The organism is Ruegeria sp. CDSC081, from assembly GCF_059610485.1.
Window position 1 is genome coordinate 267,845 of record NZ_JBXWNS010000003.1, and the last position, 15,102, is coordinate 282,946.

Sequence of the window (15,102 nt, forward strand, 5' to 3'; positions counted from 1 at the left end):
GCGGGAAAACCTGCCGGGTCAAGCATAACCCGAGGGACGCCATGATCCGCCTAAGCTCGATCCGGCCGAGTAATCTTGTTTTGCTCGCCGCTGCCCCGTTCATCATCTACCTGTTTGCCTCATCCTCGAAATATCTGAGGTCATTGGTTGCCATTTTGGGGATTGGTGAAAATGCGGGGCCCATTTTTGTTGGGTTTCTTCTGATACTGGCCGTGGCCATATTGGCCTATCTCTCGGCGCGCCGCATCCGGTTTCAAACCATCGCGCCGAACTGGTTGAGGATTGCGGCGGCTTTGGCAATGCCGGCCTCGGCCGGGTTGGCGATCCTTGGACTTGTCCAGCCTCAGATGCTGATGCCCTTTGCGGAATCCGTCTTCTTTAATGCGCTCAGCGAAAACACGTCTGAGTTCATTGACCGATCTTCGCAACCTTGGGTCTTGTTCCCCGAGATCGTCGCCAAGGTGCAAATGAGACTACAGGCCCTGCTGGTAGGGTTTGCGATGGTGGTCGCGGTGATCCCCCTGACGGCCCGTTTCCCACGATCCATGAAAGCCTATGTTCAGATTGGACTCGAACTGCTGACCGGGCTGGTTTTGTTTTACCTGATGTTTCTGGCGCATTGGCAATTTGCGACCGGGGTCGCGATAACGTTCCGTGCAGCGATCTTTGCCTATATCTTTGCGGCCATTATGGGTCTGGTCTGGGTCGGTTTGCAGTCCTTCAAGCCCAAAGCTCGAACAACCGTTGTCTATGGGTCCATCAGCCTGACACTATTGGCCGTGTCGGCGTTCTTTTTTATGCAACCAAAGGTGAGCTTTGTTCTGGTTGGCAGTACTGAAGCAAGAATTGCCATTGTTCGGGGTACGCCACAGGCCCAGGCGGATTTGATCCGGTTCGGAGAGTTCGACGGAGGTGAAGGCCAACAGTATCGCATTCGCAGCGCCCCCGATGCCGTCTCTGCACTGGATCAGATTACAACCGTCGACAGCGTATCTGGTGCTTTTGTTCCGGCTGGCGTTCATACGCAGGGCTATCCGGTGATCTGGCAATCCAGTTTTCTGCCAGACAAGTTTCGTAACCCGGCGCTGACTTTTGCGGTTTTTGGGTTTTTGCTTCTGACACTGACGGTCGGAGGCGCACAGCATAAGCTACATCCGCTGGCTGTAGGGGCCGAGTTTTTTGTCGATACCATTCGCGGCATTCCAATGCTGGTCATCATCCTCTATATCGGCTTGCCGCTTGCTGGTGCGGTCAAGGATGCCACAGGTGGCGGCATCGACATGACCAACATGACCCGCGGCATCATCGCCATTTCCATAGGGTATTCGGCCTATATGGCCGAGATTTTCCGATCAGGGATTGAGGCCATCCCACGAGGTCAGATCGAAGCAGGCGGCTCGCTTGGGCTGTCCCGCTGGCAAACTGCCCGGCTTATTATCCTGCCACAGGCATTGCGCATAGTGACGCCACCTTTGGGCAATGAATTTATCGCGATGATCAAGGATACCTCATTGCTGTCCATCCTGTCGGTCCGCGACATGACTCAGCGCATGCGCGAATTTCAGGCCTCAAGTTTTCTGCCCTTCGCGCCATTCAACACAGCGGCGATCCTCTATGTCGTGGTGACGCTTGGTTGCGCTAGTTTCCTCAAATGGATCGAACGCCGCAGCGCACGGGAAAACCGATGAGCAGGCTTGAGCTGGGCGTTTGCTATTACCCCGAGCAATGGGACAAATCGCAGTGGCGCGACGATGCTAAGCGCATGGTCGATATGGGATTGGATTGGGTTCGGATTGCTGAGTTTACCTGGGGCCTGATCGAGCCGGAAAGAGGCCGGTTCGAATGGGGCTGGCTGGACGAGGTGATTGGAATTCTGGGCGATGCCGGTTTGCGCGTGATGATGTCGACGCCTACGGCTGCACCTCCGAAATGGCTAGTGGATGACTGCCCTGAGATTCTGCCAGTGGGGCCGGATGGCCGGGTGCGTGGGTTCGGGTCGCGCCGACACTATTGTTTTTCCAGCGATATCTACCTGACCGAGGCCCGTCGGATCACCACGGAATATGCCCGTCGATATGGCGAAAATCCATTTGTTTGTGCTTGGCAGATCGACAATGAATATAACGATCACGATACGGTTCTGAGCTATTCCAATGCCGCTCGCACCGGTTTTCGCAGATGGTTGCAAGACCGCTACGGTACGATTGAGGCGCTTAACCGAACATGGGGGACAGTGTTTTGGGGGTCGCTCTATTCCGATTTTGATCAGATCGAACTGCCCATAAGTTTGGTGGCCAGCCCGAACCCGACCCATGCTCTGGATTTTGCCCGCTATTCTTCGGATCGGGTGCGGGATTTCAATCGTGCTCAGGCGGATATTCTGCGCAGGTTTGCGCCGGGGCGCGATATTACCCATAATTTCATGGCAGGCAGCTTTGAGTTCGACCATCACGCTGTTGCGGCGGATCTGGATGTGGTCGGTTTTGACAGCTATCCGCTGGGCAACCTGTTGGGATCGTCACTGTCTGATGAAGACAAACGTCGATACTTGCGAACAGGCGCGCCGGACTATCAGGGGTTTCACTGCGATTTGTATCGCAGCCAGGGCAGGGGCCGAATGTGGGTTCTGGAACAACAGCCCGGTCCGGTGGACTGGGCCGAAAAGAACCCCTCACCTGCGGATGGGATGGTCAGGCTTTGGACTTGGGCCGCTTTTGCCCACGGTGCACAGGCAGTGATGTTCTTCCGATGGCGTCAGGCGAAGTTCGCGCAGGAACAATTCCACACGGCGCTTCTGCGATCGGATGGCAGCCCGGATCAGGCCGCGCTGGAACTGGCTCAGGTTGCACAAGAGCGTGCTGCCCTGCCGGAAGTCACCCGGCAGAATGCAGCTGTGGCAATTCTGTTGGATTACGAATCCATTTGGGCTGCAGATATCCTGCCGCATGATGACGCATTCCCGAATGCCGGGATTTTCCGGATTTGGTATGCTGGCCTGCGTGCATTGGGGGTCGATCTGGATTTCGTTGGTCCCGATGATGATCTGACAGGGTATTCATTGATCGTATTGCCGCAAAACATGATCATCTCGCCCGATCTGGCAAAGAGATTGCACCACAGCCAGGCCAAATTGCTGATCGGTGCCCGTGCGGGCAGCAAGACTGTGGACATGTGGACCCCTGAAAATCTCGCTCCCGGAGAGTTGGCCGATCTTGCAGGGATAAAAGTCATACGCGTCGAATCCCTGCCGGATCTGGCGGGTGAATCCGTAAGCCTCGAGAGCACCGAGACCTTTGATTTTAAGGGCTGGCGGGAAGTCATCGAGACCGAAAATCAGGTAATTGCGCATTTCGTAAGTGCTTACAGGGCTGGCAGTCCGGCGATTGTGCAATCGGACCGGGCTATGTATCTGGCGATGATCCCAAACGGACCGTTGCTACGGGCGATCCTGATTAAAGCGCTGACATGGGCGGGCCTTCCGATACGGGAATGTGACCCGGACCTTCGTGTTACACAGCGGGGTGACCTCGGCTTTGCGTTCAACTTCGGGGCTGCCGCACAGGTTCTGCCGGATGACGAAAATCGGCAATATATTGTTGGTACTTCAGAAATCCCATCCTATGGTGTCTCAGTCTGGAAGTGGAAGTAAACCAGAGCTTGCGGACATGATTGCAAACTGGACCTATGAATTCTGCAAACTGTCACTTTTGGACTGACAGCTTTGCAGCAACCCTCTAGCCTGTGATTGCATAACAATAGGACTGAAAGTCCAACTATGGGAGAATCGAATATGGCCGAACGGAAAAACCTTTCCAGACGTACAATCTTGAAGAGCGCAGGGGCGGCAGCACTTGCAGCACCGCTGTACAGCAAAAGCGCGCTGGCGTCCTCGGGTGAGATCAACATTCTGATGTGGTCCGATTACCTGCCGCCAGCATTCTTGCAGGAATTCGAGACACTGACCGGAATCAAGGTGAACTATACCGGTATCGGGTCGAACGAAGAAATCATCAACAAGATGAAGGCCACCAAGGGTCAGGGTTTCGACATCGTGTCGCCGACCAATAACCGGTCTTTGCAGTGGGAACCGCTTGAGCTGTTGCAGCCTTTTGACATGAACAAGGTTCCGATTGATCTGGTGAACCCGGCGATGGCAGCGATTGGTACAGATGCCTGGAACTTTGGCGATTCCGGTGTGCATTGGTTGCCACATATCTGGGGAACTGAAGGCATCGCATATCGGACTGATCTGTGGCTGCCTGAAGGTGACGCACCGTCCTATGGCGACGTCTGGTCCGAAGCAAACGCAGGTAAGACCATGGGCCGCGCGCACTCGATGATGCTGGGCGCAGGCCTGTACATGGAGCGCGCAGGCGAGATGGAGCCCGGTTCCGTCTGGGCCGCTTATGGCGACGAAGATACCATGCGCAAGGTTTGGGGTCAGATCGCAGATTGGTGTATCGAACGTAAGAACCGCATCAAGCTGATCTGGAACGACGCCGACACACAGAAGAACGGTCTGTTGAACGAAGGCGTGATTGTTGGCCAGACATGGGATGGCCCGCCGCTGGCACTTAAATCTGCAGGTGAGCCTGTGCATTATCAGGCTCCGGTTGAGGGGGCGATGGCCTGGGTTGATGGTATGGCAATTCCAACAGGTGCTGCCAATATCGACCAGATCTATGCCTTCATCGACTTTGCCTACCAGGCCAAACCGGCCGGTGTTGCGATCGACAGCCACGGGTACAACTCGCCCGTTCTGGGTGCCGACCAATATTCGGGCGACACCTACAAGAAGAACTTCGCCGAAGCCTATCCGGGCGACTCGCTGGCCAACCTCAATCCGTGGCCGGCCGAAGCGCCCTGGTATGCGGAAACCCGGACCGAGTTCGTCAACAAGTTCAAAAGCGCCTGATAGCTTTTCAAAAAAGTGCCCTCCGCCAAACGCGGGGGGCTCCCAACCCGCACGCCACTGCGTGACGGAACCCATTTGGGTGCGCACCACCAAGCGCATCAATCGGAGATACCAAAAATGAGTGCAGGGGTCGGTGTAGATCTTGAAAACCTGTGGATCCGTTTCGGCGATTTTGTCGCGGTGCGGGACGCAAATGTGAACATAAACGGGGGCGATTTCTTTTCGTTCCTGGGACCATCCGGTTGCGGCAAGACAACGATTTTGCGCGCTGTTTCGGGGTTTCTGGACCCCAGCGAGGGTAAGGTTCTGATCGGTGGTAATGACATGCGCGGCATCGGGCCCAACAAGCGCCCGACTGCCCTGATCTTTCAGAACCTCGCGCTGTTCCCCCTGATGAAAGTCTGGGAAAACATCACTTTCTCGATGGAGATCAAAGGCGCCAGCGCGGCCGAGCGCCGCAAGCGGGCCGATGAGCTGTTGGACATGATCGCGCTGCCGGGACAGGGTGACAAGCTGCCCAGCGAACTTTCGGGTGGTCAGCGTCAGCGCGTGGCGATTGCCCGCGCCCTATGTGCCGAACCCGATGTACTGCTGCTGGACGAACCGCTTTCGGCGCTGGACCTGAAGTTGCGCCAGCATATGCGCACCGAGCTGCGCGAGATTCAGAAGCGTGTCGGTATCACCTTTATCTATATCACCCACGACCAGGGCGAAGCGCTGACCATGTCGGACAATATCGCCGTAATGCGTGCAGGAGTGATCGACCAGATTGCCGATGGCAAGACAATTTACAATGACCCCAACACGGCTTTTGCGGCGTCGTTCGTTGGCGAAAACAACGTTTTCCGCGGCAAGATCAAGCAAGTCATGGGAGATGAGGCGCTGATTGCAACCAACCGATCCGGCGATCTGGTCGCACGGATTTCCACTGTAAATCAGGGCAAGCTGAAAGAAGGCGATGACGCGATGATGTTCATTCGCCCCGAGGCGCTGGCGATTGCCCCGGACGGTGCAGTGGGCGACCATTTTGTAACCGCCCGCGTGAACCATGAAGAATTCGAAGGTAACGCCTTCAATATTTTCACCGAAGGCGATGGCGGCAAGGAAATTAAGGTATCGCTGCCCAATCTAGGCCAATCTTTCGATGACCATACCGGGCAGACCATCACGTTGGAATATCAGACCCATAATGCGGTTCTGGTTCCAGCGGGTGAGCTGGCCGCGGAATAAGGGGATAAAAATATGCCCCATTTTCTGAAAGAATTCTTCAACCGCAACGGCACCGGCATGGGATTGATGATACTGGGTTTGGTCCTGTTCTGGACCATCGGCCTGATCATCCTGCCGCAGCTGTCGATGCTGGATTTCTCATTCCGGCCAAACCTGCCCCCGCCCGAGATCGGGGGGCCAAAGGATGTCTATACGCTGGAGAACTACAAATACCTGATCTATGGCCCGGAAGGCGGCAGCCAGGACTATAACGCCGTCGATCTGAGGGTGTTTTTCCGCACCCTTCTGGCCGCGGTATGCGTTACGATTTTCAACCTGATCCTGTGCTATCCGATCGCCTATTATCTGGGTCAGTCCAAGGGCAGTCACATCCGCATCTTTGCGATCATGCTGATCATCCCCTACTGGATCAATGAGATCCTGCGCGCCTTTGCCCTGCGGATCATCTTTGGCGAAACCGGTGTACTGAACACGCTGTTCACTGGGCTGGGGGTCTGGGATATGCCGTTTGATTTCATCCGCAATGACATCGCGCTCTATGCCGGGCTGGGCTATGCCTATATCCTGCTGATGATCTTCCCGATGTATAACGTCATAGAAAGTCTGGATAAAAACCAGATCGAGGCGGCGCGAGATTTGGGAGCCCCCTGGTGGCGTATCCATTGGCGCGTGGTCATTCCCTATGCCAAGCCAGGGATCAGTTCGGGCTGTACTATGGTGTTCATGCTGTCCGCGGGTGCGCTGGCCGCGCCGCAAATTCTGGGCGGGCCGTCCTCCCTGTGGTTCACGCAGCTGATCTATCAGCAGTTCAACGACAACAATGACTGGCCGCAGGGTGCCGCCTACGCCATCGTTCTGCTCGTGACCTGTATCTTGTTCGTGCTGGCCGTAATGCGCCTGTTCAAGGTGAATATGGGGGATATCGGGAAATGAAATTGTCCTTCCTCCGTGTAAGCATCTGGGTCTACCTGGTGCTGTTCTTCCTGTACCTTCTGGGTCCGCTGGTGATCATGTCGGTCACGGCCTTCAACTCGTCCGAATTCCCAAGGATGACACCGTGGGAGTGTCTGACCTTCCAGTGGTTCGGCGAATTGTTTCAGGACCAACGCATCCTGAACGGCATCAAGAACTCACTGATCATCGGCGCCGGAACGGTGGTTCTATCGGTGGCGATGGGTCTAGCGGGCGCGCTGATGCTGACGCAGATCTGGCCGAAACTGCGTGCGACCTACTATACGGTCATCATCGCGCCGATCCTGATCCCGGGCGTTGTTCTGGGTATCTCGACACTGGTGTTCTGGGACCGGATCAACCGGATGTTGGGCTTGGGTGCCGACAGTTTCCTGTCAAACGGGATATTCCTGACGGTGATCGGCCAATCCACCTTTATCGCCAGCTATTGCATGCTGGTGCTGGTGGCACGGTTGCAGCGCTATGATATGGCGTTGACCGAGGCCGCGCTGGATCTGGGTGCAACCCATGCTCAGGCGTTCCGCAAGATTATGCTTCCGTTCATGCGTCCGGCGATTGCCAGCGCGGCAGTGCTGGCGTTCTTGGCCTCGTTTGAGAACTACAACACCACCACCTTCACCTTTGGTGAATACCCGACGCTGACCATCGAACTGGCGCAGAAGGTGCGCTATGGCATCACGCCCTCGATCTCGGCGCTGGCCTTCATCATCGTGGCGCTGACGGTGTTCTTTGCCCTGCTGAACGAGGCCAAGCTGAAGCGACAGGAACTGGTGGCTGCTGCACGCAAGAACGCCACGGTCGAGGAACTGGCGGGCAAGATCAAACTTCCCAGCTTCTTTGCCGGGAACCTTGCTGCGGTTCTACTGGTTGTCTTTGCGGTTGCCACGATCACTGTGGTCGGAACCGCAACCGCCTATAATCCGGCTCAGTGTGTCGCAGATGTCAAAGAGCAAAAGCGCCTTGAAGCTGACCTGCGTATTCAAGAGCTGCGCAAGCAGCGCGAAGAACAGCGCAAAAAGCGCGAGGCGGAAGCGGCTGAGCAAGAGGGAGAGGGTGCGCAGGAATCGGCCCCGAAACCCTCGAATAACAGCGGTTTCGGCAATGTGTTTGCGCCGAATACTCTGGGTGACGAAGAAGAGGATTCTGGTACTGAAACGCCTTCGGGCAATGGCGGTGCCTTTGATCCCAACAGTTTGCAGGCGAACTAAGCGCCTCGCAGTTTGCGCTCGCCGAGGTTACCCCTCGGCGGGCGTGTCATTTTCCTGAATGAACACATCACAGGCTTCGATCATCCGGCCGTTCCATTCAACCGGCGCCGAATTGTAGTTGATCAGGAATGTATGCCCGGACGTCTGGCGCCGCCGCAGACCCTGAGGCATCGGATGCAAGGCAATGCCTGTCCGAGCAGCGGCCTTGCTGATCACGCGATCCCATAACGTGTCATCCGGGAACCCGGCCAAATACCACATGTGGTCGGTCCCTTTCAGGGCAGGTGTTCCGTCTTGAAATGTCAAAAGGTCCGGGGCTTTTCCTGACAGGCGATCGACCCAGTGAAGGGCCGCGCCGCCACCATCAACTTCCCGGGTTACTTGAGGGGGCAGGGTTTCCACAAGATCGACAGTGCAATCCAGTGCAGTCAGCCCGGGGTGACCAGTTGCGGGTATCTGAAAGTCCTGCGTGATGGCGCCAGAGCGCGGGCCCAGAACAGCCAGATCACAACCATTGGTCAGGCGTTGTTCCAGATCGGGTCCGATGGTCGCCAGACCCGGTGCAAGGATCACCTTATATCCCGCCTTTGGGATACTATCCGCAGGCAGGAAATCCACTGACAATCCAGCTCTGCGCAGGGCTTGGTAGGTTGAAAAGACCAGTTTGAAATAGTCGAACCCAGCCCCTTGAGGTTGCGTCGCCCAGGCCCAATCCGAGGCATAGTCGAACAGGATCGCGACATCCGCTCTGGCCTGTGTGATTGCTCCCAGCCCGGCCAGATCATCGGCGGTTTGGCGTGCCTCGGCCAAAGCCGGGGCAGAGCGGTTGTCCGGCGTCAGCAGTCCTGCATGCATCTGTTCTTGCGCAAAGGGCGCCTGCCGCCAGCGGAAATAGCTGACCACCTCGGCCCCATGCGCCACGGCCTCAAGCGACCACAGGCGCACCATACCGGGCAGAGGTGCAGGGTTGTAAGGGGCCCAGTTCACCGGGCCGGGTTGCTGTTCCATTACCCACCAACGCCCGCGCCCCACAGCGCGATACAGATCGTGATGAAAGGCCTGCATGTCGGGATCGCCTTGCTGCAGAAAGGTCGACTTATGTGCCTTATCCGCCTCAAGCCGGTCAGATAGAAACCCGATCGGATAGCTGTCCCATGTGGCGATATCCAAATCGGCACCCACTGCGAAGTGGTCGAAATCCAGCACACGCCCCATGTAATTGTGCAGCAAAGGCGCATCGGTCAGGGGCCGCAGCACTTCGACCTGTGCCCTGTTGAAGGCCACCACCTGATCTGAACTGAACCGCCGGAAGGCCAGAACATGGGCCGGGTTGGGTTCTGTCACTGTCAGGTTCGGCAGGTCGATCTGATCAAACCTGTCATATTCCATTGACCAGAACACATTTCCCCACGCTGCATTCAGGGTTTCAATCGTGCTGTATTGACCTTCCAGCCAGTTTTGAAAGGCGTGTAGGGCGGGTTGGCTATAGCTGACAGTGGTGTCGTGGCAGCCATATTCATTGTCGATCTGCCATGCTGCGACATGTGGGTTGCGCCCATAGCGTTCGCCCATGACACATGCGATCCGAACGCATTCTTCGATATACCCGGTGTGGTTAAAGCAATAATGTCTGCGAGAGCCGAACTTGCGCGGCTGACCCTGCGCATCCACGGCAAGCATGTCCGGGTATTTGGCCAGCATCCAGCGTGGCGGCGTCGCTGTTGGCGTGCCCAGCACCACTTTCAACCCGGCAGCACCTAAGGTTTCGATTGCGCGATCCAGCCAGTCGAAGTGCATATCATCCGACGTGGGCTCCATCCGGCTCCAGCCGAACTCGCCTATCCGTACCCATGTCAGGCCGGTCTCGACCATCCGTGCGGCATCCTCCGCCCACATCGCCTCGGGCCAATGTTCGGGGTAATAGCAAACGCCAAGTTTGGGGTTCATAGGATGACTCTGTGCTCTGCCTGACCTTTGCCTGCGTCGGGTGCGGCGAAGGTCATTCCGTTAGTAGGTTGGATTTCAATCTGTGCCGCATCCAGCCCCTGGCGAGCGGTGGTGCAGAACAGCGTTGTCAGGTCAGGCCCGCCAAAAGCCGGGCACGAGGCATGGGCCGCGTCAAAACCGACCGACTTCAGGAACTGTCCGTCGGGCGCGTAAGCGGCCACGCGGTTGGCGCCCCATTGGGCGATCCAGATATTTCCGCTCGTATCGACCACCGCGCCATCAGGGTTCAGCTGGTCTTTGGTAAGGTCGAGGAACACGGTGCTTTGACCTTCTGGCCATCCGGTTTCCGGGTTCAAAGACCAGCGCATAACCTGTCTGGTGACCGTGTCGGTGAAATAGGCGCAGGAGCGATCGGGCGCAAAGCAGATGGCGTTCGAGATCGTGACATCTGGCACCAACTGCCGAACTTCGCCGCGCCAGAACCGATAGATGGACCCTGCGCCGGGTTCGGCGTTCTTGCCCATGGTACCGATCCAGAAACCGCCCCAGGGATCAGCGCGGCCATCGTTGGAACGGGTGACGGTATTGTCCGCTTCAAGATGGGTAACCAAGGCACGTTCGCCGGTTTTCAGGTCAAACCGCCATAGCCCGGTTTCAGATGCCTTCAACAGCGTGTCTTGGTCCACCCAGCCCGCGGCCGAGACATTTTCGGGGAAGTTCCAGCTTTGCTGTTGCCCGTCCTTCTGGGTCATCAGACGGTTGCCTGTGATGTCGAACCAGAACAGCTGCGCGCGCTCCGGGTGCCACAATGGCCCCTCGCCCAGATCGCAGGGACGGTCGTCAAACACGACACTCATTGGGTGGCCTTGTCATAGGCCAAGACGATCTTTCGCGCGCGCTCTGCAATGTCGGCAACGGCCATTCCCGGTTTATACAGGGCCGAGCCGATCCCGAACCCGTCCGCCCCGGCCTTGAGCCAATTGGCAAAGTTTTCGGGGCCTGCCCCACCGACGGCAAAGACCAGCGCGTCTTTGGGCAGGATCGGGCGTATTGCGGCCAGGCCCGAGGGCCCCGCCATCACGCCCGGAAACAGTTTGAGCCCGGTTGCCCCTGCCCTGAGCGCGCCAAAGGCCTCGGTCGGGGTATGGACGCCAGGCCAGCTTTGTATGCCCAGTTTGATAGTCTGCTGTATCACCTCAGCGTCGAAATTTGGCGAGACGATCAGCTTGCCGCCGACCCCGGCCACCGCATCGACCTGTTCGATGGTCAGGACGGTTCCGGCGCCGATCAATGCGCGATCGCCGAAACGTTCCGCCAGAATGCCGATGCTGGTCAACGGATCGGGTGAGTTCAGGGGCACCTCGATCCGGTCTATGCCCGCGTCGATCAGGGCCTGCCCGACTTCGGCAGCCTCGGTGGGTTGCAGACCGCGCAGAATTGCAATGATAGGACGGCTCATGCGGTTTGCCTCGTCAGATTTCGGGCCTGCAAAAGACCTGCCAATGTAGATTGCGTGCTGTCGGCTATTTCAACAAATGCACCCTGCTGTTTCAGCGCGATGGCATAGATTTCCGAGAGGCTTTGGTCCCCGATAATGGCAATCTGCTGGCCCAACCAATAGGGACGGGACGCGGCCAGTTCCGCTCCGATCAGGTATCCCGACAGACGCGCACGTGCGACACCGGAGCCCTGACCCTGCAGCAGATCAGTGGCCCGCAGGCCGAAAAGGCGCGCGGCAAGTTGTTCCGGTCGGGACAGGGCATCCGCCACAGCCTCGGCAAAAGCCGCGTCGTCCCAGCCTTCGCTGACCGTATGTTTTAGGACGGATTGATTGCTGAGCAATCCGAAGATTTCGCCTGTCATGAATGTGCGGAAGCTGACGACTTCATCCGCGCTGACCTGTACCCATTTGGTATGCGTTCCGGGCAGGCAAATGATGCCGTCCCAGTTTGGCCGGTGGGCCAGAAAACCGGCGATCTGTGTCTCTTCTCCGCGCATGACATCGGGGGGGCTTGTTTGCTTTAGCCCGGGTACGACAAAGGCGCGGATACGGGGATCTGTTGCCGGAACGCGGACAGGTGCAACGGAAACAGGAACCGAAGGTACAGCGGAATATGGTGCCTCAACCCAGCCTTGACGCGCACCCACCATACCGCAGGCGACCACATCCATGGCGGCATCGCCAAGCCAGCCCTCGATCAGGTCCAGCAATGCTTTTTGAAACCCATCCCGGGGAATTTGGTCCATGCCGCTTGCGGACTGAGCCTGGTCCAGAATGGTGTCACCTTGCATTGCCCATGCCCGCAGATGAGTTGTTCCCCAATCAACAGCGATCCATTCGATTGTCATGTTCTCATCCTGTTACTACAACACCGCCATCAACGGCCATGCATTGCCCGGTCATGGCGCGACTGGCTTCCGACGCAAGAAACAGGGTCGGTGCGATCATATCCTCGGGCGTCAGGTGGTCCTTTAGGCATTGGCGTTCCAGATGTGCGGCCAGATCTTCTGGCGTGGCCCACATGTCCAGCTGTTTCTGTGTCAGAACCCATCCGGGGGCCAGCGCATTAACGCGGATTTTCTGCGGGCCAAGCTCGCGCGCCAACGACCGGGTCATCCCGGTGATCCCGGCATTTGATGTTGTATAGATCGGATAACCGGAATTACCCATCATATAGCTGATCGAGCTGAAATTGATGATTGATCCGCCTTTGTCCTGCATTTGACGTGCGGCTTCTTGGCAGGCAAAGAAATACGCCTTCAGATTCACTTCGATCATCCAGTCCCAGAATTTGGGCGTGGTTTCGTCAAGCGAATGGCGTTTGTCGTTGGCGGCATTGTTGATCAGCACATCAAGGGGGCCATGGGCCTCGGCGGCTTTGGCCATTGAGGCGCGCAGCAGGTCGGTATCTGTCATGTCGCCTTGCAGAAACAGCGGCCCGCGCCCGTGCTTGGCGCGCATCTCATCAACAAAGGCACTGGCGTCGGAGCGCCCGATAAAGGCGACCTGCGCACCCTGCGCCAGAAATCCGTCCGTTAAAGCGGCCCCGACACCAGAACCACCTCCGGTGATAAAGACGGATGCACCGTTCAGGTCGTGGAAAGTGGCGGGTTGGTCCATCAGTGGCTCTCTCTGGTCACAAGGCGGGTGTCTTTGCCGACAAGAAAATCCAGGTCCGCACCCTGATCGGCCTGCAGGACGTGGTCTATGTAAAGCTTGGCATAGCCGCGGGTGTAATGCGGAGCATCCGGTTGCCATGCGGCGCGTCGGGCGTCCAGTTCAACTTGGTCAACCAGCAACTCGAGCGCGCCCTTGCTAGCGGATACACGGATACGGTCACCGGTTTTGACCAGCGCCAGCGTGCCGCCCGCCTGGGCTTCGGGGCTGACATGCAGGATGACAGTGCCAAATGCCGTGCCGGACATCCGTGCGTCCGAGATACGGATCATGTCGCGCACACCGTCCTTCACCAGCTTGGCCGGGATCGGCATATTGCCAACCTCGGGCATGCCGGGATAACCCTTGGGTCCACAGCCTTTCAGCACCAATATTGTCTCGGGCGTCACCGGCAAGTCATCCCTGTCGATATTGGCCTTCATATCTTCGATGCTTTCGAAGACATGGGCCACAGCCTCGGTCTCCAACAGTGCGTCCGTGGCCGCCGAAGGTTTCACAATGGCCCCGTTCGGCGCCAGATTTCCGCGCAGCACACGCAGGCCTGCGGCAGGTTTCACTGGGTCGTTGAAGGGACGGATCACATCGCGGTTGAAACATTCTGCACCTTCGTAATGGGCCGAAATATCCTTGTTCAGAACCGTTTTGGCGGGTCGTAGGAAGGGTTTGAGTTCGTTTAAAACCACAGGCACGCCACCTGCATAGCAGAAATCCTCCATCAGGTATTGGCCCGAGGGCATACAGTTCACAAGCAGCGGGATATCCGACCCGATCTCAAAATCCTTCAGTGTCAAGTCGATGCCTACACGACCGGCCAAAGCCAGCAGATGCACCACGGCGTTCGTCGATCCGCCCACGGCCGCATTGGCCAGGATGGCATTTTCAAACGCCTCTTTGGTCAGAATGCCCGAGGGTTTGAGGTCTTCATCCACCATCTCGACGATCCGTTTGCCGGTCAGATGCGCCAGCGCCATTCGGCGAGCATCAACGGCGGGCAGCGCGGCGTTGGTGGGCAGGCTCATGCCCATCGCCTCAACCAGGGATGCCATGGTCGACGCGGTGCCCATGGTCATGCAGACACCGGCGCTGCGCGACATGCCGGATTCAGCATTCATGAAATCCTGCAGGGTCATTTCCCCGGCGCGCACGGCTTCGGAAAACTTCCATACATCCGTGCCCGAGCCGATATCCTGTCCGCGATACTTGCCGTTCAGCATCGGGCCGGAACTGACAACGATGGCGGGCAGATCGACCGAGGCGGCTCCCATAAGTTGCCCCGGCGTAGTTTTGTCACAGCCACCCAGCAGAACCACGCCGTCAATCCCATAGGCGCGGATGGATTCTTCGACATCCATGGCCAGTAGGTTGCGAAACAGCATGGCGGTGGGCTTCATCTGGGTTTCACCCAGCGACATGACCGGGAATTCGACCGGGAAGCCGCCAGCCTCCCACACGCCGCGTTTGACGCCTTCGGCCAGATCGCGCAGGCCGGAATTGCACGGCGTCAGTTCGGACCATGTATTGCAGATGCCGATAATGGGACGCCCGTCAAAGGCATGGTCGGGAAAGCCCTGGTTCTTCATCCAGGACCGGTGGATGAAACCATCCTTGTCCAGCTTGCCATACCAATGCTGCGAGCGGCGTTTTTTTGTCAT

12 protein-coding genes are annotated in these 15,102 nt (G+C 57.5%); 6 read left to right on the plus strand and 6 right to left on the minus strand.

All coding sequences use genetic code 11. The features are described 5' to 3' along the window. Positions 1-41: 41 nt before the first annotated feature. From AC2FH9_RS06880 to AC2FH9_RS06905, 6 genes are all read left to right on the plus strand, one after another. The gene (locus tag AC2FH9_RS06880) at positions 42-1,688 is read left to right on the plus strand and encodes an amino acid ABC transporter permease (protein ID WP_496749749.1); all 1,647 of its coding nucleotides are present in this window, start codon (positions 42-44) and stop codon (positions 1,686-1,688) included. Further along, the gene (locus AC2FH9_RS06885) at positions 1,685-3,649 is read left to right on the plus strand and encodes a beta-galactosidase (RefSeq protein WP_496871143.1); all 1,965 of its coding nucleotides are present in this window, start codon (positions 1,685-1,687) and stop codon (positions 3,647-3,649) included. Before AC2FH9_RS06880 ends, AC2FH9_RS06885 begins: the two co-directional genes overlap by 4 nt. 141 nt (positions 3,650-3,790) lie before the next feature. Further along, positions 3,791-4,915, plus strand: a complete 1,125-nt coding sequence (locus AC2FH9_RS06890) for an extracellular solute-binding protein (RefSeq protein WP_496691368.1) — start codon at positions 3,791-3,793, stop codon at positions 4,913-4,915. Positions 4,916-5,032: 117 nt separating this feature from the next. Beyond that, entirely contained in the window at positions 5,033-6,145 is a 1,113-nt protein-coding gene (locus tag AC2FH9_RS06895; protein ID WP_142636146.1) for an ABC transporter ATP-binding protein, read from the plus strand. A 12-nt stretch (positions 6,146-6,157) separates the two neighbouring features. Then, positions 6,158-7,078 (plus strand): ABC transporter permease, encoded by a 921-nt coding sequence (locus AC2FH9_RS06900; protein WP_142636148.1) that lies wholly within the window; start codon positions 6,158-6,160, stop codon positions 7,076-7,078. After that, positions 7,075-8,325, plus strand: coding sequence for an ABC transporter permease (locus tag AC2FH9_RS06905; protein WP_496786379.1), 1,251 nt, complete (start codon positions 7,075-7,077; stop codon positions 8,323-8,325). The genes AC2FH9_RS06900 and AC2FH9_RS06905 overlap by 4 nt, the downstream gene beginning before the upstream one ends. A gap of 27 nt (positions 8,326-8,352) precedes the next feature. Here the strand turns inward: AC2FH9_RS06905 and AC2FH9_RS06910 are convergent, their stop codons facing one another. From AC2FH9_RS06910 to AC2FH9_RS06935, 6 genes are read right to left on the minus strand one after another with little or no spacing between them, the layout of a single operon-like run. After that, positions 8,353-10,272, minus strand: coding sequence for a beta-galactosidase (locus tag AC2FH9_RS06910; RefSeq protein ID WP_496871144.1), 1,920 nt, complete (start codon positions 10,270-10,272; stop codon positions 8,353-8,355). After that, positions 10,269-11,129 (minus strand): SMP-30/gluconolactonase/LRE family protein, encoded by an 861-nt coding sequence (locus tag AC2FH9_RS06915; RefSeq protein ID WP_271948752.1) that lies wholly within the window; start codon positions 11,127-11,129, stop codon positions 10,269-10,271. Before AC2FH9_RS06915 ends, AC2FH9_RS06910 begins: the two co-directional genes overlap by 4 nt. Then, positions 11,126-11,731, minus strand: a complete 606-nt coding sequence (locus tag AC2FH9_RS06920; protein ID WP_271948753.1) for a 2-dehydro-3-deoxy-6-phosphogalactonate aldolase — start codon at positions 11,729-11,731, stop codon at positions 11,126-11,128. The genes AC2FH9_RS06915 and AC2FH9_RS06920 overlap by 4 nt, the downstream gene beginning before the upstream one ends. Continuing rightward, positions 11,728-12,621 (minus strand): 2-dehydro-3-deoxygalactonokinase, encoded by an 894-nt coding sequence (locus tag AC2FH9_RS06925; RefSeq protein WP_496703136.1) that lies wholly within the window; start codon positions 12,619-12,621, stop codon positions 11,728-11,730. Before AC2FH9_RS06925 ends, AC2FH9_RS06920 begins: the two co-directional genes overlap by 4 nt. A 4-nt stretch (positions 12,622-12,625) precedes the next feature. Next, on the minus strand, positions 12,626-13,393 hold the full coding sequence (locus AC2FH9_RS06930; RefSeq protein ID WP_496749756.1) for an SDR family NAD(P)-dependent oxidoreductase: 768 nt from the start codon (positions 13,391-13,393) through the stop codon (positions 12,626-12,628). Continuing rightward, positions 13,393-15,102: an IlvD/Edd family dehydratase gene (locus AC2FH9_RS06935; protein WP_496693727.1), complete on the minus strand. Its 1,710-nt coding sequence runs from the start codon at positions 15,100-15,102 to the stop codon at positions 13,393-13,395. Before AC2FH9_RS06935 ends, AC2FH9_RS06930 begins: the two co-directional genes overlap by 1 nt.